Annotated in this window: 15 protein-coding genes and 1 riboswitch; of the genes, 13 read left to right on the top strand and 2 right to left on the bottom strand. The window is 40.6% G+C overall.

Features of this window, described 5'->3' with window-relative positions; genetic code table 11:
* The first annotated feature begins 6 nt into the window (after positions 1 to 6).
* From MKY27_RS15400 to MKY27_RS15370, 7 genes are all read left to right on the top strand, one after another.
* Positions 7 to 984 (top strand): BadF/BadG/BcrA/BcrD ATPase family protein, encoded by a 978-nt coding sequence (locus MKY27_RS15400; RefSeq protein ID WP_339196136.1) that lies wholly within the window; start codon positions 7 to 9, stop codon positions 982 to 984.
* The gene (gene murQ / locus MKY27_RS15395) at positions 981 to 1,886 is read left to right on the top strand and encodes an N-acetylmuramic acid 6-phosphate etherase (RefSeq protein WP_339196135.1); all 906 of its coding nucleotides are present in this window, start codon (positions 981 to 983) and stop codon (positions 1,884 to 1,886) included. The genes MKY27_RS15400 and murQ overlap by 4 nt, the downstream gene beginning before the upstream one ends.
* A gap of 161 nt (positions 1,887 to 2,047) precedes the next feature.
* Positions 2,048 to 3,190, top strand: a complete 1,143-nt coding sequence (locus MKY27_RS15390) for an acyl-CoA dehydrogenase family protein (RefSeq protein WP_339173683.1) — start codon at positions 2,048 to 2,050, stop codon at positions 3,188 to 3,190.
* 22 nt (positions 3,191 to 3,212) lie between these two features.
* Complete coding sequence (locus MKY27_RS15385) at positions 3,213 to 4,394, top strand: acetyl-CoA C-acetyltransferase (RefSeq protein ID WP_339196133.1); 1,182 nt, start codon at positions 3,213 to 3,215, stop codon at positions 4,392 to 4,394.
* 527 nt (positions 4,395 to 4,921) lie between these two features.
* Positions 4,922 to 6,157, top strand: a complete 1,236-nt coding sequence (locus MKY27_RS15380) for a DEAD/DEAH box helicase (protein ID WP_339173678.1) — start codon at positions 4,922 to 4,924, stop codon at positions 6,155 to 6,157.
* 3 nt (positions 6,158 to 6,160) lie between these two features.
* A complete protein-coding gene (locus MKY27_RS15375; RefSeq protein WP_339196131.1) occupies positions 6,161 to 7,390 on the top strand; it encodes an aminopeptidase in 1,230 nt (409 codons plus the stop codon).
* A gap of 21 nt (positions 7,391 to 7,411) precedes the next feature.
* A complete protein-coding gene (locus tag MKY27_RS15370; protein WP_339196129.1) occupies positions 7,412 to 8,281 on the top strand; it encodes an SGNH/GDSL hydrolase family protein in 870 nt (289 codons plus the stop codon).
* Between the two features lie 50 nt (positions 8,282 to 8,331).
* On the opposite strand, the gene MKY27_RS15365 is transcribed toward MKY27_RS15370, so the two are convergent.
* Positions 8,332 to 9,975: a glutathione ABC transporter substrate-binding protein gene (locus tag MKY27_RS15365; RefSeq protein WP_339196127.1), complete on the bottom strand. Its 1,644-nt coding sequence runs from the start codon at positions 9,973 to 9,975 to the stop codon at positions 8,332 to 8,334.
* A 395-nt stretch (positions 9,976 to 10,370) separates the two neighbouring features.
* On the opposite strand from MKY27_RS15365, the gene nikC reads away from it, so the two are divergent.
* The 6 genes from nikC (at position 10,371) to MKY27_RS15335 (ending at position 18,595) form a co-directional block, all read left to right on the top strand.
* The gene (gene nikC / locus MKY27_RS15360; protein ID WP_339196126.1) at positions 10,371 to 11,267 is read left to right on the top strand and encodes a nickel transporter permease; all 897 of its coding nucleotides are present in this window, start codon (positions 10,371 to 10,373) and stop codon (positions 11,265 to 11,267) included.
* A 15-nt stretch (positions 11,268 to 11,282) separates the two neighbouring features.
* Entirely contained in the window at positions 11,283 to 12,236 is a 954-nt protein-coding gene (locus MKY27_RS15355) for an ABC transporter permease (protein ID WP_339196124.1), read from the top strand.
* A 21-nt stretch (positions 12,237 to 12,257) separates the two neighbouring features.
* Positions 12,258 to 13,295: an ABC transporter ATP-binding protein gene (locus MKY27_RS15350; RefSeq protein WP_339196122.1), complete on the top strand. Its 1,038-nt coding sequence runs from the start codon at positions 12,258 to 12,260 to the stop codon at positions 13,293 to 13,295.
* Positions 13,267 to 14,280 carry a dipeptide ABC transporter ATP-binding protein gene (locus tag MKY27_RS15345; protein WP_339196121.1) on the top strand — a complete coding sequence of 338 codons (1,014 nt, stop codon included), beginning with the start codon at positions 13,267 to 13,269 and terminating at the stop codon, positions 14,278 to 14,280. The genes MKY27_RS15350 and MKY27_RS15345 overlap by 29 nt, the downstream gene beginning before the upstream one ends.
* Before the next feature lie 95 nt (positions 14,281 to 14,375).
* A complete protein-coding gene (locus tag MKY27_RS15340) occupies positions 14,376 to 15,539 on the top strand; it encodes an exonuclease SbcCD subunit D (RefSeq protein WP_339196119.1) in 1,164 nt (387 codons plus the stop codon).
* 2 nt (positions 15,540 to 15,541) lie between these two features.
* A complete protein-coding gene (locus MKY27_RS15335) occupies positions 15,542 to 18,595 on the top strand; it encodes an SMC family ATPase (protein ID WP_339196117.1) in 3,054 nt (1,017 codons plus the stop codon).
* Between the two features lie 246 nt (positions 18,596 to 18,841).
* Here the strand turns inward: MKY27_RS15335 and MKY27_RS15330 are convergent, their stop codons facing one another.
* Complete coding sequence (locus tag MKY27_RS15330) at positions 18,842 to 19,174, bottom strand: DUF4870 domain-containing protein (RefSeq protein WP_339173660.1); 333 nt, start codon at positions 19,172 to 19,174, stop codon at positions 18,842 to 18,844.
* 115 nt (positions 19,175 to 19,289) lie between these two features.
* A riboswitch (TPP riboswitch) is annotated at positions 19,290 to 19,398 on the top strand.
* The last annotated feature ends 22 nt before the right edge of the window (positions 19,399 to 19,420 follow it).

The following is a 19,420-nucleotide window of genomic DNA, read 5'->3' as shown; positions in this document are numbered from 1 at the left end:
GAGTATATGTCAGGGAAACTATGGATTGGTATAGACGGTGGCGGCACGAAAACAACCGCCGTAATCGGTGATGAAAGTGGCCATTTGCTTGCAGTTGCCAAAGGAAGTTCAGGCAATTTAACAGCGATTTCAACAGAGCAGCTGTACACACTTATAAATGAATTAATCGACCAGTTGTTAATAAAGACAGGGGCAGCATTAACCGATGTGGAAATGGTGTTTGCTGCAATGGCAGGTGCAGATCGACAAGCTGAACAACAGAAAATATATGATGCATTTAAGCATTCACCAGTTCTTGAGAAACTTAAAATCCAGAGTGATATCCATGCCGCATTGGCAGCGGGATCGTGGGGCAGGGAAGGTACTTTACTTATTGCCGGAACCGGAGCAATTATATTCGGTTATGAGCAGCAAAAAACATTTCGTGTTGGTGGCTGGGGCTATTTACTGGGTGATGAAGGAAGCGGCTATCATTTAGGTAAGCTTGCCATTCGTTCCGTATTGGATGCACAAGATGGCAAAGTCCCTTTGAAACCTTTTCAGGAAAACATATTGACCCATTTTAATGTGCTGTCACCAGACCAGCTCATTACAGTAATTTATGGCAGCCCAAATCCCGTCACAGCTATTTCTTCTGTGAGCAGAATCGTGCTGGAAGCTATTGAAGAAGATCAATTAGCAAAATCCATTGTCGATAAAGTTCAAGAAGCATTAATGGAACTTATTGAGAGTGCGTATTCGCGAATCGATCGGACGAAACCGGTTGTATTACACGGGGGATTATTTTCGAATGATTCATTTTATGAAAAGTTTACCGTCCGTTTTTCATCACGGTTTCCTGATTTGGTCGCTTTAAAGCCAACAATTTCGGGGACAGTTGGAGCATACTTATTAGCTTTACACGAAAATAATATTGAAGTAAGTGATCAAGTTAAACAAACGATTCAACAAACATGGCGTCTATTGGAAGGTGAGATAACATGAATTACGATCAATTAACGACTGAAAAACGAAATGATAAGACAATGGATTTGGATGTAATGCCTGTCTCGGACATACTTCAAATCATGAATAAAGAAGATATGCTCGTTGTGAAAAGTGTTGAACAAGTTTTACCTACCATTGAAAAAGTAATTAAAAGAGTGGTTGAAAACATTTATAACGGTGGCCGCCTTTTTTATATCGGAGCGGGTACTAGTGGTCGTTTAGGAATGCTTGATGCATCTGAATGTCCTCCTACTTTTATGACTGACCCGGAGCTGGTGCAGACGATTATGGCAGGAGGAAAGGAAGCATTTTTCCAGGCAGTTGAAAATGCGGAAGATCGTTTGGAAGATGGCTTCAACAAATTAAAGGAAAAAAACATAACGCGGTTCGATTCTGTTATCGGTATAACGGCAAGCGGGACGACGCCTTTTGTAATGGGTGCTTTAGAGTACGCCCAATCTGTCGGTGCCTACACGGTAAGTTTGACGAGCAATATTAATTCTGAAGTAAGCCGTTATGCGGATGAAGCGATCGAAGTTGTCGTAGGGCCGGAAATATTAACAGGATCAACGCGGTTAAAAGCAGCTACATCACATAAAATGATTTTAAATATGATTAGTACATCAACGATGGTGCAATTAGGGAAAGCATACGAAAATTTAATGGTCGATGTACATGCAAGCAATAAAAAATTAATAGAGCGGGCAAAAAGAATTGTCATCGATGCGACGGACTGCAAATATGAGGAAGCGGAAGCGGTACTTGAAAAAACGAAATTCGCGGTGAAGCCGGCAATTGTCATGCTAAAAACAAACGAAAATTATGAGCGAGTAAAACTTGCGTTAGAACAAGTAAATGGCCATACAAGGAAAGCAATTTTACTTTTAAACAATAGTTAATACCGGGAGTTGTCATGAAGTATTCTGGCAACTCTTTTTTGTTTTTTACAAGAATTTCTGTATAGTGCAATAATATTTCTTAGAAAACCATTGTTTCCATATTTTGTGCCTGTTAAAATTGAAATGTAATAATATTCAGAAAAAACAAAGGGGGCGGGAAAATGAACATTTATACAGAAGAGCATGAAATGTTCAGAAAAGCATTACGTAAAATGCTGGATAAAGAGGCCTATCCGTATTTTGAACAATGGGAAAAGGAACGCGATATTCCACGTGAGTTTTGGCTGAAGCTTGGGGAGAATGGTTTTTTATGTCCAATGGTGAGTGAAGAATATGGGGGACTTGCACTGGATTTTGGCTATTCTGCTATATTAACGGAAGAACTTGAACGTGTCGGTGCGGGGTTAGCAAGCGGGATATCACTTCATTCCGATATTGTGACACCTTATATTGAAGCTTACGGGACAGCTGCACAAAAGGAAAAATGGCTACCGAAAAGTGTAACAGGTGAGTATATCTCTGCTATCGCTATGACGGAACCGGGTGCTGGCTCTGATCTCGCTGGCATTCAGACGACAGCGAAAAAAGATGGGGACTTTTACATTTTAAACGGGGAAAAAACGTTTATTACAAATGGCATTCATGCAGATTATGTTGTTGTCGTTTGTAAAACAGACCCGCAGGCAATTCCCGCGTATAAAGGGGTTAGTCTGCTTATTGTGGAAAGTGGGACACCTGGGTTCAAGCGCGGAAAAAAACTCGATAAAATCGGGATGCACAGTGCAGATACAGGCGAGCTTATTTTTGAAGATGCACGTGTACCGGCAGAAAACTTATTAGGAGAAGAGAACCGAGGCTTCTATTATTTAATGGAAAAACTGCAGCAGGAACGACTTATTGTTGCAATCGAAACACAGATTGAGGCGGAATGCTGCTTAAAACTGACAGTAGACTATGTAAAAGAACGGAAAGCATTCGGCAGCCGCATCGCCGATTTCCAGAATACTCAATTCAAGTTGGCAGAAATGGCTACTGAAATTGACCTTGGCCGTACATATGTCGATAGTTTAATTGGCAAACATATTGCAGGACAAGATATCGTGAAGGAAGTATCGATGGCCAAATGGTGGATTAGCGAAATGGCCAAGCGTGTCGTATCGGATTGTCTGCAGCTGCACGGTGGTTATGGTTATATGGAGGAATATGAAATCGCAAGACGATACCGCGATATTCCGGTAGCAGCAATTTACGCAGGGACAACCGAAATCATGAAGGGGATTATCGCAAAACAAATTATAAAATAGTACTGACAAAGGGGATGGAATAATGAAAAACGTATATATCGTAGACGGGGCACGTACAGCATTTACAGCTTTTGGGGGTTCTTTTGCAACAACAGATGCAGTCCAGCTTGGTACAAAAACAGCAGTCGAAGCGTTAAAGCGCGCAAACGTACAGCCTGAGCAAGTCGACCATGTCATTTACGGGGGTGTAATTACAACTGGTGCGAACTCGGCATATTTAGCCCGTCACATCGGCCTTTATGCAGGGGTGCCAAAGGAAGTGCCGGCATTAACGTTAAACCGTCTTTGCGGATCGGGCATGCAATCAGTCGTATCGGCGGCTCAGATGATTCAGCTAGGTGAAGGGGATGTTGTACTCGCTGGGGGAGCGGAAAATATGTCCCAATCGCCATATTCGAATTTTGAGCAGCGTTTCAGTGGATCGAAACTAGGTAACCTGGAGTTTACAGATATGCTTCAAGCGACATTAACTGACCAGTATACAGGTTCAGGAATGGGATTGACGGCAGAAAAACTTGCGGAACAATATACGATTTCCCGCGAGGAACAAGATGCATTCGCACTTCTTTCAAACGAACGTGCCGCAAAAGCGCGCGAGAATGGGACTTTTGCGAAAGAGATCGTGCCGGTTGCTGTTGCTACGAGAAAAGGCGAGATTTTAATAGATCAGGATGAACATATTAAAGAAGGCGGTACACTGGAGAGCTTGGCAAAATTACGTCCGGCATTTAAAAAGGATGGTTCAGTTACTGCAGCGAATGCTTCGGGAATTAACGACGGGGCAGCATCGGTCGTTGTCGCAAGCGAAGACTTTGTAAATGAACAAGGATTAAAGCCATTAGCCCGCATTGTATCATGGGGAATCACTGGTGTGGACCCGACAATCATGGGTATCGGCCCGGCTCCAGCGATTCGTCAAGCTTTGGAGCGTGCGAATTTAACAATTGAGGATATGGACTTAGTGGAAATTAATGAAGCATTTGCAGCTCAGTATCTCGCGGTAGAAAAGGAGCTTGGTCTGAACCGTGAGAAAACGAATGTAAATGGCGGGGCAATTGCACTCGGTCACCCGGTCGGTGCAAGTGGAACTAGAATTATCTTATCTGCTGTATATGAACTTCAACGACGCAACGGGAAGTATGCGGTTGCCAGTCTTTGTATCGGTGGCGGACAAGGTATTGCTTTAATTATTGAAAGAGTGTAGAAACTAGGCGTGCTGGAAGGTAGTTTCCGGCATGCCTTTTTTTGCTGTGGGCCGGGTGGGGTTTTATTGGAAGATTGAGGAGTGTTATTAGAAGAAATAAAGGGGATATTAGAAAAAACGGTGAGGTTATTAGAACTTCGGTTGATGTTGAAGGTTATGGCTGCGCTTTTTACTCTAAATCGTATAGAAAAGCATCCGGTTTGAATTTTATTAGAACATTGCTGAGGGATATTAGAAAATGTCACGACGTTATTAGAAAAAGTTAAGGTGATATTAGAACAAAGCGGACCGATATTAGCACAATTACCGGATATATTAGAACATCGCCATTTTATTAGAACAATTTAAAATATATTAGATGATCTCAGAATTTATTAGAAAATCTCCCAGCTTCAACAAGCCATTTTTCAATTGACACATAACTTCCTTTTTCTCATGTCAAACACTGACTGAAATTCCGCCAAATTTCCGCATTAATAATGGAATATGGTACACTAAAGCCAACGAATAAAAGGTGGTAAAACAATATGTCAGCAATTAGCTTATTAAACGAAACACTTCAAAATAAATGGTCGTTTGAAACGACAATGAAAATACAAGAGGAAATGATTCCTGCGATGGTCGAGGGAAAAGATATCGTAGCAGAATCTCCGACAGGCTCAGGAAAAACACTAGCCTACACTTTACCGATTTTAAATAAAGTAGACGGTAATAAGAAACAAACTCAAGCATTGATCGTTGCACCTTCACAAGAGCTTGCGATGCAGATCGTTGAAGTAATCCGTGACTGGACAGCAGGAACAGATATCACTGTGCAGCAACTAATCGGCGGTGCGAACTCGGCACGCCAAATCGAAAAATTAAAGAAAAAGCCAACGATTGTTGTCGGGACGCCAGGTCGTCTGAATGAATTGGCACGCCAAGGTAAATTAAAACTTAAAGAAATCGAGACAATCGTTTTGGATGAATGCGATCAGCTGCTTAGCCGCGAGTACCGTGTTGTCGTAAAATCGTTTATCGAGAATGCTGCATTCGGACGTCAAGTCGTTGTCGTATCGGCTACGATTACTGAAGAAATCAAATTAGTAGCAGAGCGCTTAATGTTCGAGCCGATCAGCATCGAAATAAAGCCGGAAGATATGGTGAAGTTCGGTAAAGTTGTCCACTCTTTTGTGAAAGTAGAAGAGCGTGACAAAACTGATATGCTTCGTCGTTTAGCTAATATTGAAGGATTGCGCGGATTGGCATTTGTTAATAACATCGACCAAGTATTAATGAAACAGAACAAGCTGGAATATCGTGATGCCCCGATTGTAGCACTTCATTCGGATATGAAAAAAGATGAGCGTAAAAAAGCGCTGGATGCGTTCCGAAAAGGGGAAGCACGCATTTTAATTGCGACGGATATTGCTGCACGAGGTTTAGATATTTCAGGTTTAACACATGTTATTCATGTTGATGTACCAAGAACAATCGAGCAGTATACACACCGTTCCGGGCGTACAGGACGTGCCGGTGCAGACGGAGAAGTACTGACATTATTATCGTACAAAGACGAAAAGACATTCAAAAAATGGTTGCGCGATCTTTCCTTAAAAGGTGTTCAAAAAGTATGGACTCAAGGACAGCTAATCGAGGGGAATGCAAAGACAGTAACATCGAAAGCGGCACCTGTTGCAGCAAGCAAAGCAGCAGTGAAAAAGCCGTATCAACCAAAGTCCAATAAAAAAGGTATGACTTTCAGTAAGAAAAAGGAGAAATAATTTATGACATTCCAAGAGAAGTTAGAGCAATTTGCAGATTTAGCCGTTCGTATCGGTGTAAATATTCAAAAAGGGCAATATTTATTAATCAACACATCTACGGATACGCTTGAATTTACACGCATAGTCGTTAAAAAAGCATATGAAGCCGGTGCAAGCCGTGTTCATGTAAACTTAACGGATGCCAGCTTTGAGCGTTCTTATTATGAAAATGTTACGGTGGAAGAAACAGCTAATTTTCCGAAATGGGTTGTTGCACAACGTGAAGAATTAATTGAACGTAAAGGTGCGCTTCTTTGGATCGATGCGGAAAATCCGGATTTACTGGCAGGTATTGATTCTGCGAAAATCGGCGCACAGCAAAAAGCAGCCGGGGCAGCATTAGTGAACTACCGTAAAGCTGTTATGAATGATGATATTGCATGGTCAATTATCGCTGTTCCTTCGCCGAAATGGGCGGCAAAAGTATTCCCGGATTTACCGGAACAGGAGCAAGTTCCAGCATTGTGGGATGCTATCTTCAAAACAGTGCGTATTGGTGAAGGGGATGCCGTAGCGAACTGGCAAACTCATATTGAAAATTTACACACACGTGCAGATATGCTGAATAAGAAAAAATATGCGAAGCTCCATTATACGGCACCTGGGACAGACTTGACGATTGAACTTCCGGACAAACATTTATGGAAAAGCGGAAGCAGCGAAGCACCTGATGGTACGACATTCATCGCGAATATGCCGACAGAAGAAGTCTTTACGCTGCCTGCAAAATATGGTGTGAACGGCTATGTATCAAATACAAAACCGCTCGTCTATAAAGGAAATATTATTGATGATTTCAAACTGACTTTTGAAAAAGGTAAGATCGTGAATGTTGAGGCAAAGGTAGGCCAGGACTTATTACAGCAGTTAGTTGCTTCAGATGAAGGATCTTCATATTTAGGTGAAGTAGCATTAGTGCCGCATGAATCACCTATTTCTTCATCAAATATTTTATATTACAACACATTATTCGATGAAAATGCCTCTAACCATTTAGCAATCGGAGAAGCATATCCGACATGCTATGAAGGGGGCAAGGAACTCGAAAAGGGTCAACTGGAAGCATTGGGGATTAATACATCGATCACACATGAAGATTTCATGATCGGCAGTGCTGACATGGATATTGACGGGATTTTGGCAGATGGTACAACAGAACCGATTTTCAGAAAAGGTAATTGGGCATTCTAGCAATTGAAGTGGGGTGAATAAATGCGGAAAATAATATACAGTCTTATTTTTTGTATTGCTCTGTTTCCAACGGGAGCATTAGCCGATGAAAGGGAAGTTTATATTGCACTTGGCGACTCTTTGGCGGCAGGGCAAACACCTTACAGTCAAATTGATGCAGGTTATACCGATTACATTGCTTTGCAGCTGGAGCGCAATGGCAAGCTCGGACATTTTTCAAAAGAACTTACTTTCCCGGGTTACCGTGTTGGAAATGTCATTGAAACTGTTCAGTCTGAAAAAGCTGCACCATTACTAAGTGAAGCTACATTAATCACACTGTCAGCCGGAGCGAATAATCTTTTGCCGCTTATTACCCATAACCCGCAACAGGGGACAATCGCTTTTAATCAGCTTAACGCGAATTTCGCATTAAATGAAGTGCGTACCCAAATGGGGGAGCTGCTTTCGCTAATTATTGAAAAGGCACCGAAAGCGACAGTTTATGTACTTGGCTATTATTTTCCTTATGTAAGTGTTCATAATGAACAGGCAGAGGGAGCGGTAGAGGCGGTACAGCTTTTAAATACGATATTGAAGCAGGAAACGGAAAGAGCAGGCTATATATTTGTGGATGTATATGAACCATTTGAACCGCAGCGTGCAACATATTTGCCGAATGTGGCGGATGTGCATCCAAACCAGCTAGGCTATCGGATTATGGCTAATGAAATGTTGAAAAGCTATGCCGGGAATGAGGGACTCATTTTACCAATCGATGCAATGCCAGCCCCAAACCCGAAAACATTTGAAGAAATACTGCAGCTGCAAAGGGATTCAGCTGTAGAAGAAGTACCACAACCACATATCGCACTGCATACGCTGGATCAACCGAGACCGATAGTCGCATAAAAAAAGCATTCCATCAAGAATTTCTTGAAGGAATGCTTTTTTATGTTCAATTACTCGCTAATTTTAACGTCACGTAATTGATAGATGCTGTCAGTACCAACGTTGAAGCCAGAAACTTGATCAGATACACCAGTTAAAGTATATGGGTGTAATACGAATGCCATTGGCGACTCGTCTGAGATAAGTTGTAAAGCTTCTTTGTAGATTGCTTCACGTGCAGTTGGATCTGCTTCACGACGACCATTTTCTAATAATTCATCTACTTTTTCGCTTGTGTAGAATGAACGGTTACCTGGGTCACCATGTTGTGAAGAGTGGAATAATGCATATAGACCGTAGTCCGCATCACCAGTTGGGTTAGACCAGCCTAAGATGAACATATCGTGCTCACCAGCAGCAGTTTTTTCCAAGTATGAACCGAACTCCATTACTTCGATTTCAGCTTGAATGTTTAATTTTTTCAAGTTTTCTTGTAAAACAATGGCAACTTGTTGACGAGCTGGATTATCATTCGTCCAAATTGTTGTTTCGAAGCCGTCCGCATAGCCTGCTTCTGCAAGTAATGCTTTCGCTTCATCCATGTTGTAAGCCATAGAAGTCACATCTTCTGTGTATCCGAAAATACCAGGAGCTAATGGTGAAATCGCAGGAATACCGTAGCCTTCATAAATACCTTCGATTAAAGTCGGGCGGTCGATTGCTTTAGAAATTGCCTGACGTACTTTTGGATCGTTGAAAGGTTCTTTTTCAGTATTGAAACCAAGGTATGTTAAAGATGAAGAAGCAGTTTCCAATACAGAAGCGCCGTCAAAACTATTAACATTTGCTACTTGACCAGGCTCAACTGCACCGATAATGTGTGCATAACCTGATTGTAATTCCGCAACACGAGTAGCACTTTCTGGTACTACTTTGAATGTTACAGAATCAATGTGTGCTGGAGTGCCAGCATATTCTTCGAACTTAACTAATTTAATTTCAGTACCTGGAGTCCAGCTCTCAAATTTGAATGGACCAGTACCGACAGGGTTTGTTCCGATTACAGAACCAGCTTTAACTGATGAATCAGCTTCCATTGCAGCGTAATCTTCTTCAATTGATTTTGGTGAAATAATACTACCACCATTATGCGTTAAGTGAGCAAGTAATGGTGAGAACGGGTATTCAGTTATAAATTGAACAGTAGATTCATCTACTACTTTAACTTCTGTTACCATCTCAAATAAGAAAGCTCGTGGAGATGCAACTTCTGGGTCTAATAAACGGTCGAATGATGCTTTTACTGCTTCTGCATTAAATTCTTCACCGTCATGGAAAGTAACACCTTGTTTAAGTTTGAATTCCCAAGTTACATCGTCTACTTGAGTCCAAGATTCTGCAAGACCAGGTACTAATTCCCCGTCTGCATCACGGTTTACTAATGTTTCATAAAGGTTTGATTGGATGTTGGATGATGGTACGTCATTTGAACCATGTGGATCCAATGAGCTTGCATCAGATAACTCGGCGATAATTAAGTCGCCGCCAGCCGCAGCCTCCTCTGTAGTACCAGAGTCAGAATTTGTTTCAGTTCCAGTATCTCCGCTATCTGATGATGTGTCTTCTGAATCATCTCCGCCGGCACATGCAGCTAGCACAAGTGCAAGTGTAAATGTAAGAAGCAGCATCCATAGCGACTTTTTAGAAAATGACATGTTGGAAGTCCCCCCAATTAATTGATTTTAGAATATTACAAAAATGTAATTTCTGTTAATAGAATAGCACATGATTACAAAGCATCAAATACAAAAAAGAAAAAAACTTTTTTAAGTAGAAAAATTATGTATTTTATAGTATCTTATTATAATGTTATTAAATTCAGAAAAATGATAAAAATATAACGAAATCAAGTTTTTAGTTTTATTTCCAAATAAAAGTATATTATGTGAGTATAACTTTTGTACTAAAAAATATAAAAATATTAAAATATTCTGAATTTTAGTAAAAAAATATTATGTTGAAATGTTCAGATTTCACTCTATATACTAATGCTTATACAAATTTAATATTGTTGTAAGAAGGAAAATAAATTTTGAAAGGGTGAATTATATTGAGTACAACACAAACAGAGCAAAATCCTTCTACTGTGAGAAAAAGCAATCCCCGGGCAGAAGCTTTTAAAACGTTTATGAAGCGTTTATTAAAGAATAAAGCGGCAGTAGTCGGTGGATTGATCATTCTTTTTATCATTTTAGTAGGGATATTTGGACCATTTTTAGTAAAGACAGATCCAAATGCTCAAAATATTTTAAACAAATTACAACCACCTTCAAAGGAGCATTGGTTCGGTACGGATAACTTTGGGCGAGACATTTTTTCCCGTATTGTTAACGGAACAAAGCTTACGTTGACTGTTGGATTTTTATCCGTATTTATTGGTGGAATTATCGGAGTCGTAATAGGAATTGTAGCCGGGTACTATGGAGGGGCAATTGATACAATTACGATGCGTCTTATGGATATTTTGCTAGCATTCCCTGGTATTTTACTAGCACTTGCGATTGTATCAGTATTAGGCGGTAGCTTAATCAACGTAATTATTGCGGTAGGGATATTCTCGATACCAGCATTTGCCCGTATTGTCCGAGGGTCAACATTACAAGTGAAAAAACTCGAATACATAGATGCAGTTAAAGCACTCGGTGCATCAGATATTCGTATAATCTTTAAGCATATTTTACCGAATATTATGTCACCGATTATCGTACAAGCAACGATGCGTATTGCAACAGCGATCCTGACAGCTTCCGGTTTAGCATTCCTAGGTTTAGGCGCACAGCCGCCAGCAGCGGAATGGGGAGCAATGTTAAGTGATGGTCGTGCGTTTATGCACAATGCGGGACATATGGTATTAATTCCTGGAATGATGATTGTTATCGTAGTATTGGCATTTAACATTTTTGGTGACGGGTTACGTGATGCACTTGATCCGAAGATGAAACAATAGGAGGTGGAACAGTAAATGACTAAATATATTATTCGTCGTTTATTACAAACGATTCCCGTATTGCTTGGGGTTTCCATTTTAGTATTTTCATTGATGTTCCTAATTCCTGGAGATCCTGCACAAGTAATGGCAGGGGAAGGTGCATCTGAACAAACGGTAGAAAATTTACGTGAAAAGCTGGGTCTGAATGATCCGCCATATGTGCAGTACGGCCGATTTTTAGGGAATGCCCTGCAAGGTGATTTAGGAAACTCTATTCGCAGCGGACGCCCGGTAATGGATGAGATACAGGCAAGGTTTTGGATTACAGTAGAAGTGTCTGTATATGCAACAATTGTTGCTGTATTTATCGGTTTAATTGCCGGCATCATTTCGGCAGTCCGTCATTATACGCTTACTGATGTATCGATTATGATCGTCGCACTTTTCGGTCTATCAATGCCGAACTTCTGGTTAGGTTTACTGCTGATCCAATGGTTTGCATTAGGAAATCTGCCATTCGGTTTGGACTTGCCGGAATTTCTAAAAATGCGCCCATCCGGATGGGGAGATTCATGGCGCCAAATTATTTTACCTGTCATAACACTAGGTACAGGAGGGGCAGCGATCATTGCTCGTATGACACGTTCGTCAATGCTTGAAGTAATCGGTCAGGACTATATCCGTACTGCGCGTGCAAAAGGTGTATCGGAGCGTATCGTTATTTATCGCCATGCATTGAAAAATGCGCTAATTCCTGTTGTAACAGTTATTGGTCTGGAGTTTGGTGGCTTCTTAGGCGGTGCAGTATTAACTGAGACAATTTTTGCGATCAATGGTATGGGACGTCTGACAATTGATGCCATCAGGCAAAGGGATTTCCCGATTGTTCAAGGAACTGTACTTGTAATTTCACTGTTATTCGTAATTGTAAACCTGCTTGTTGATATTTCTTACAAGTTCTTAAATAAACGAATTGACTTGAACTAAACATGAAAAGAGGTGTGGCAAATGAATGAAACGGAAAACATTTTAGTCGTAAATAATTTACAAACATCGTTCGGCACAGATGCTGGAGAAGTACGTGCTGTTGATGGTGTAAGCTTTACTGTTCCGAAAGGTAAAACAATCGGGATTGTAGGGGAATCAGGTTCTGGTAAAAGTATCACATCACTATCGATCCTGCGCTTACTTGCATCGAACGGTAAAACGAAAGGAGGCGAAGTTCTTTTTAAAGGGAAGGACTTGCTGAAGCTTTCGGAAAAAGCGATGCGTGATATTCGAGGAAACCAGATTTCTATGATTTTCCAAGAGCCGATGACATCGTTAAACCCGGTTTATACAGTAGGCCAACAGATTAGTGAAACAATCCGTATCCATAAAAAATTGGACAAAAAAGCAGCGATGCAGCAATCCGTAGAGATGCTGAAGCTTGTAGGTATTCCATCACCCGAAAAACGTGTGAAGCAATACCCGCACGAACTTTCAGGAGGAATGCGTCAACGTGTAATGATTGCGATGGCACTGGCATGTGACCCGGAAATTTTAATTGCGGATGAGCCTACAACAGCACTGGACGTAACGATTCAAGCGCAAATTCTAGAACTGATAAAGGATCTGCAAAATCGTTTAGGCATGTCTGTTATTATGATTACCCATGATTTAGGGGTAGTAGCGGAAACATGTGATTATGTGGCAGTAATGTATGCAGGACAAGTAGTAGAATACTCAGATGTCCGTTCATTATTCAAAAATCCGAAGCACCCATATACTCTAGGATTACTTAATTCCTTGCCACGTCACGATGTGGAACAGGAAAAACTGATTCCGATTAAAGGAATGGTGCCAAGCCCGCATGAAATGCCGGTAGGATGCCGTTTTGCTCCACGTTGTCCTGTTGCAATCGAGCTTTGCCATAAAAAGCAGCCGGATTTACTGAATACAGATGATAACAGTTCAGAGCAAATCCGCTGTTGGATGTATTCGGAAGAATGGGATGGAGAATCGGAGGTGACGCTATATGGCGAAAAAAGAACTGTTAAAGGTTGAGGGACTAAAACAGTACTTCCCGATTAAGGGAGGATTTTTAGGTCGAACAGTCAACCACGTAAAAGCGGTAGATGATATTTCCTTTACGATTTATGAAGGGGAGACTGTCAGTATTGTAGGGGAATCGGGTTGTGGTAAATCTACGACAGGCCGTGCAATTTTACGATTGGAAGAGCCGACAGAGGGTTCCGTAGTATTTCAGGGAACGGATATTACGAAAATCCCGAAAGGCGAAATGCGTAAATTCCGCAAAGATCTGCAAATCATCTTCCAGGACCCGTATGCGTCGATCAATCCTCGTCAGACAGTTGCAAGTGTGTTGAACGAAGCGATGCATATTCAAAATGTACTACCGCCAAATCAGCGACGTGCACGGATTGAACAACTGCTTGAAACGGTTGGTTTACGACCATATCAGGCAGACCGTTACCCGCATGAATTCTCTGGTGGTCAACGTCAGCGTATCGGTATTGCCCGTGCGTTATCGGTTGATCCAAAACTGATTATTTGTGACGAAGCTGTATCGGCACTGGACGTATCGATTCAGGCACAAGTACTGAACTTGCTGGAAGAGCTGCAAAATGAATATGGATTAACTTATTTATTCATCTCACATGACCTGGGGGTAGTACGACATATTTCGGATCGTATTATTGTAATGTACTTAGGGAAAATTGTAGAGATTGCAGATAAAACAAGCCTGTTCGAAAACCCGCAGCATCCTTATACGAAAGCATTATTATCAGCAATTCCAGTACCTGATCCGGATGCTGTGAAAAATCGTATTGTTTTAAAAGGTGATGTACCGTCACCTATCGATCCACCACAGGGCTGCCGATTCCATACACGCTGTCCATTTGCGACAGATAAGTGTAGAACGGAAGAACCTGCTTTGCGTACTTCTTCTATTATGAAGGACATGCATGAAGCGGCATGCCACTACATGGAAGAAATTTCAGCTGGTAAAATGGCTGTAAAGCAGTAATAATAGACCGCATCGTACGAACGAATATTCGCACGATGTGGTTTTTTTATTTTCCCTCATGTACACTTATAGTTATAAGATAGGAGGCGGTATTCATGAAAATTTTCCACACAGCAGATTGGCATTTAGGAAAAATAGTACAAGGTGTATCAATGACGAAAGACCAGCAATTTGTGCTTGAACAGTTTATCGAAGAAATTAGAAAAGAAAAGCCGGATGTCATCATTATTGCCGGGGATTTATATGATCGATCTGTACCACCGACAGATGCGATCCAACTTTTAAATAAAACATTGAAAGAAATATTAGTCGATGAAAAAACACCGATTTTAGCAATCGCTGGAAATCATGATAGCGCTACACGTTTAAATTTTGGCAGTGAATTTATGAAGGCGAGCGGTTTACATATCGTCGGACATTTAGAACAGAATATCGATCCGGTCATCATGCATGATGAATATGGGGAAGTTCATTTTTATTTAGTTCCTTTTTCAGAGCCGTCAATTGTTCGGGCTTTATTTGATGATCAATCCATTACATCGCATGAAGCGGCAATGGCGAAAATCATTGAACAGATTCAGCAGTCAATGGATGATACAAAACGCAATATTATCATCGGTCATGCCTTCATTACAAAAGACGGGACGCCTGAGCCAAATACGAGTGATTCTGAACGTAAATTGACAATTGGCGGTACGGAATGTATTAGCTCAGCATTATTCGAACCATTTTGTTATACAGCGTTAGGACATTTACATCAGGCCCATTTTGTTGCAAACGAGAAAATTCAATATTCCGGATCACCCCTTAAATATTCGGAATCGGAAGTGACACATAATAAAGGATTTTTAATTGTTGATTTAAAAGAAGACGGAACAGTGCAGATCGAAAAAAGAAAACTTACACCAGTTCGGGACATGCGTGTCGTGACAGGGCTGCTTGAGGATATATTGCAGCATAAAGTAAACGAGGACTATGTATTTGTTAAACTGCAGGATGAACATTATGTGAAAGGTGCTGCCGAACTTGTCCGCACGGTTTATCCGAATGCTTTGCATATTGAACGGACGGTTGTTTATGAACAGCTGGAACAGCATGCGACAACAATGAACCGGGTTCAGATGGATGATTCGGAGCTGTTTGAACTATTTTACACGGAAATGACAGGCAAGCCTCTAACTGATGAAATTAAAGAGATTTATACAGATGTTTTAGAGCAGCTAATCGAAAATGAACGTGAAAAACAGGAGGTGCTGTAACGATGAAACCAATCAAATTATCGATGACAGCATTTGGACCATATCATCAAAAAGAAATCATTGATTTTACTAAACTCCATGAACATGGAATTTTTGTTGTTTCCGGTGCAACTGGAGCGGGAAAAACGACTATTTTTGATGCGATTACGTTTGCACTTTATGATTCGGGCAGTGGGGAGGATCGTGAAAAATCACTATTTTTACGCAGTGATTTTGCGGATGAATCGGTAGATACGGAAGTCGAGCTAGAATTTGAAGTGCGTGGTCGCCTTTACCGTATTTGGCGGAAATTTGGTCATGATGGTGCAAGTGCAAAGCGCGAGTTTTTTGAGATTACGGATGGGGTTATTGTACCCGCTGTTGAAAAGTTTCAAGTAAAGCTCATTCAATCAAAAGTTGAAGAACTGATCGGTCTGACACAGTCCCAATTCAATCAAATCGTCATGCTGCCACAAGGGGAATTTCAAAAGCTTCTCACATCGGAATCTAAGCATAAAGAAGAGATTTTCCGGAAGATTTTCAAAACGGAACGCTTCACGAAAATGGTGGAACTGCTGAAAGAGAAAAAGAATATTGCCGAAAAGCATTATGAACAAGCAAAGATGCAGCAGGACAATACAATCCATGAAATCCGGTCCCGACTACCGCATCGAGAATCGGAACTGTTTTCTTCGCTGAACAATGATGTCATTAATCTGTATCAAGTAAAGAGTGCTTTGCAGACAGAACAGCAATACTATGAAGATCAGTGTACCACATTAAAAGGGGAATATGATGCTTCAAAGAAGGAATTGCAAAAATTAGTTAAAACATTAAATGAACAAAGATTGTTAAATGAACGGATTGAAAAGTTTTTAATACGGAAAGAGCGCCTTGAAGAATTATTGCACCAAAAGGATAAAATACAAGCAGAACAACAGAAGCTTGTCCTTGCCAAAAAGGCGAATCAGATCGAACCGTTAGAACGTGAATATGAGAAGGTAAAACGACAGCTTGAACAAGCGGAAGTCACCTTACAAAAAGCAAAGACGGACTATGAACGTGCACAGGCACAACTTCAGCAGGCGACAAATCATTATCAGGAGCAAAAGCAGCAAGAACCATTGCTGGACAACTATACGAAATCGATTTCACAGCTCGAACAGCTTGTTCCAATTTATCAGTCGATTAATACACAACGTGAAAATGTGTCTAAGCTTGCAGAAAACCAAAAAAACGCCAAGCAGTTATTTGATAAGCTGCAAAACGAAGCATTGTCTTTGAAAGCAAAACAACAACAGCAGCAAGCCATTATAAATGAGCTGGAAGATGCGACAGTGACATACCATGAAACATATGAAACACATGCTGTATTAACACGAAAAATTGAAATGGCTAAAGAAGTAGCTGCAATACAAATGAATGTCGATTCTCTAGTAAATCAGCTTGCCGGTAAGAACCAAATTGCTGATGAAGCACAGCAAAAGCTGAAAAATATGGAGCAGCAAATACGCAGCAATCATGCAGCCTTTCTAGCAGCATCATTACACCAGGGGGAAGCCTGTCCTGTATGTGGAAGTACTGAACATCCAGCTATTCATAACAGTGAAGCGGTTGTCATTGATGAAGCTGCACTGGCACAACTGCGTCAAGAGGCCGACCGAACGATGCAAAGCTTTTACCAGGTTACTTCAAAGCTGGATGTTGAAAAGGCAACATTGGATCAGAAAATAAGTGCGCTTCAGTTACTTGATGCCCAGCTTTCAAAACTACATGAGTATGAACAGCATTTAGCAGAACTGACAGCGAAATTATCAAAGCAGAAACAGCAGCAGGCACAGCTTGTCACTGAAAAGAAAATGATGGCCCAGCTTTTGGAAAGTAAAGAAGTACTGCAAGGCCGTATTGAAAAAGGTCAGCAATACGTAATCGATATTGATAAGCAATATGCGCAGGAAAAAGGGAAGCTTGAGCAAAGTGAACAGTCATTATTGCCACAGTTTTCTACATTGGATGAAGTAACGCAAGAATTGGCAAACCACCAGCAAAAACATCACCAGTTAAAAGCTGCGATTCAAAATGCCCTTGAAGCGATGCAAAAAATCCAATTGGATGAGAAATCTTGTGAAGTGAACTATCACCATGCCAAAAATCTTGTAACAGAAAAGCAGCAGGAATCTCTTTTAGCGCAAAAAGAATTTGAATCCGCATTACAGCAGGAAGGATTCGATTTGGAAACGTATAAAAATGCATTACTGCCATTAAATATACAGCAGCAAATTCAGGATGCGGTTGAAGCATATAAGCAAAATGTCCACACATTATCTGTTCAAATTGCTGAGGAAGAACCTTTGCTCGAAGGAAAAGAACAAGCCGATTTAACGGCAAGTGAGCAACAGATTCATGAGTTGAATGAGCAGATCGAGGCACATTACTCAAAAATGACATTGATCCAGTCCTATGTTGAACAATGTAAGGAGACGCGCGATAAACTCGACCAATCTGCGCAACAGATCGAAAGCTATAAAGAGAAACTAATGCAAGTCGAACATGTTTACAATTTAATTCGTGGTCAAAATGATGCGAAAATTTCATTTGAGCGTTTTGTTCAAATTGGTTATTTGGAAAAAGTGACACATGCGGCAAATGAACGTTTGCGTGTCTTATCAAATGGCCAATACTTCCTTAAATCTACAGGTAGAAAAGAAGGAAATGCGCAAAGCGGACTCAGCATTGATGTATATGACAGCCATACAGGGCAAACGCGGGATGTAAAAACACTGTCCGGCGGTGAAAAATTCAATGCCTCCCTTTCATTGGCATTAGGAATGGCCGATGTTATTCAAAGTGTTCAAGGAAGCGTGCATATCGATACGATGTTTATCGATGAAGGCTTCGGTACTTTGGATGAAGAGGCGTTAAGAAGAGCAATCGATATATTGATCGATCTTCAGCAAACAGGCCGCTTAATTGGCGTCATTTCCCATGTAGCCGAACTAAAAGCAGCAATGCCTGCCATCTTGCAAGTGCAAAAACTCAAAGAAGGCTACAGTAAAACAGAGATTATTATTAAATAAAATAAAAACACATTTCCCTCACGCAAAAGTGGGAAATGTGTTTTTGTTAGCGTTTTGGAGTTCGTCGTGTAGTTGCAGGTTGCGGTGTTGATTTTTTGTTGTCCATCATTTTTTTTATGATTGGGTACACGATTGGTCCATATTTAATTGCTGTTTTAATAAGCTTATTTAATTTCATTAGTAAACACTCCTTAACGAATACATTTCGTATAAAAAATATACCCAAAATAGGAGCTTTCATAAACATTAACGTAAAACTTTAATCGCTAGAACTAAATTCCAAATCGCCAGGATGAACGTAATAACGACTAAAAGAATAAATCCGATAAAATGCGAACTAAAGAAAAAATCCTGGAAACTTAAGGTCAACGTATCATTTAAGGAAAGAACGGAAGTGAAAAGGTAAATAATATACAGAATCCCTAACAGTATCGGTATGAGTTGGGAAATGAATGCTTTTTTAGAATGGCCTTTAACGGCATCATCTTTCGTAACAATAAATATAATTAACGGTAAAATAAACGGTGCAAAATAAAAACTTAAATAGCTTAATGCACTTAAACCTTTCGATTGATCCACTATTCATCACTCCTTCGTATCTATTATATGTAATTCTAGTACGTTTCAAAATAATAGCTGTTGAAAGTTGTAAAAATATTCGTTACAATGAGCATGTTCAAACAATAAAAATTAGATGTACCACAAGGGGTGCCGAGAAAGTCGGCTGAGATTGTGCACGGGATTGCACTGACTCTTTGAACCTGTAAGTTAGCACTTGCGTAGGGATGTGGATAGAATCCGACTGTTCAAACGATAGTCAGGCTT

This window comes from Solibacillus sp. FSL R5-0449 (assembly GCF_037975215.1).
Classification (GTDB): Bacteria; Bacillota; Bacilli; order Bacillales_A; family Planococcaceae; genus Solibacillus.
This window is presented reverse-complemented; position numbering and strand designations above follow the sequence as displayed.

Excerpts from the sequence above, each read along its gene's own strand:
- MKY27_RS15400 (WP_339196136.1), top strand. The coding sequence starts at position 7 with ATGTCAGGGAAACTATGGATTGGTATAGACGGTGGCGGCACGAAAACA.
- murQ (WP_339196135.1), top strand. The coding sequence starts at position 981 with ATGAATTACGATCAATTAACGACTGAAAAACGAAATGATAAGACAATG.
- MKY27_RS15390 (WP_339173683.1), top strand. The coding sequence starts at position 2,048 with ATGAACATTTATACAGAAGAGCATGAAATGTTCAGAAAAGCATTACGT.
- MKY27_RS15385 (WP_339196133.1), top strand. The coding sequence starts at position 3,213 with ATGAAAAACGTATATATCGTAGACGGGGCACGTACAGCATTTACAGCT.
- MKY27_RS15380 (WP_339173678.1), top strand. The coding sequence starts at position 4,922 with ATGTCAGCAATTAGCTTATTAAACGAAACACTTCAAAATAAATGGTCG.
- MKY27_RS15375 (WP_339196131.1), top strand. The coding sequence starts at position 6,161 with ATGACATTCCAAGAGAAGTTAGAGCAATTTGCAGATTTAGCCGTTCGT.
- MKY27_RS15370 (WP_339196129.1), top strand. The coding sequence starts at position 7,412 with ATGCGGAAAATAATATACAGTCTTATTTTTTGTATTGCTCTGTTTCCA.
- MKY27_RS15365 (WP_339196127.1), bottom strand. The coding sequence starts at position 9,975 with ATGTCATTTTCTAAAAAGTCGCTATGGATGCTGCTTCTTACATTTACA.
- MKY27_RS15355 (WP_339196124.1), top strand. The coding sequence starts at position 11,283 with ATGACTAAATATATTATTCGTCGTTTATTACAAACGATTCCCGTATTG.
- MKY27_RS15350 (WP_339196122.1), top strand. The coding sequence starts at position 12,258 with ATGAATGAAACGGAAAACATTTTAGTCGTAAATAATTTACAAACATCG.
- MKY27_RS15345 (WP_339196121.1), top strand. The coding sequence starts at position 13,267 with ATGGCGAAAAAAGAACTGTTAAAGGTTGAGGGACTAAAACAGTACTTC.
- MKY27_RS15340 (WP_339196119.1), top strand. The coding sequence starts at position 14,376 with ATGAAAATTTTCCACACAGCAGATTGGCATTTAGGAAAAATAGTACAA.
- MKY27_RS15335 (WP_339196117.1), top strand. The coding sequence starts at position 15,542 with ATGAAACCAATCAAATTATCGATGACAGCATTTGGACCATATCATCAA.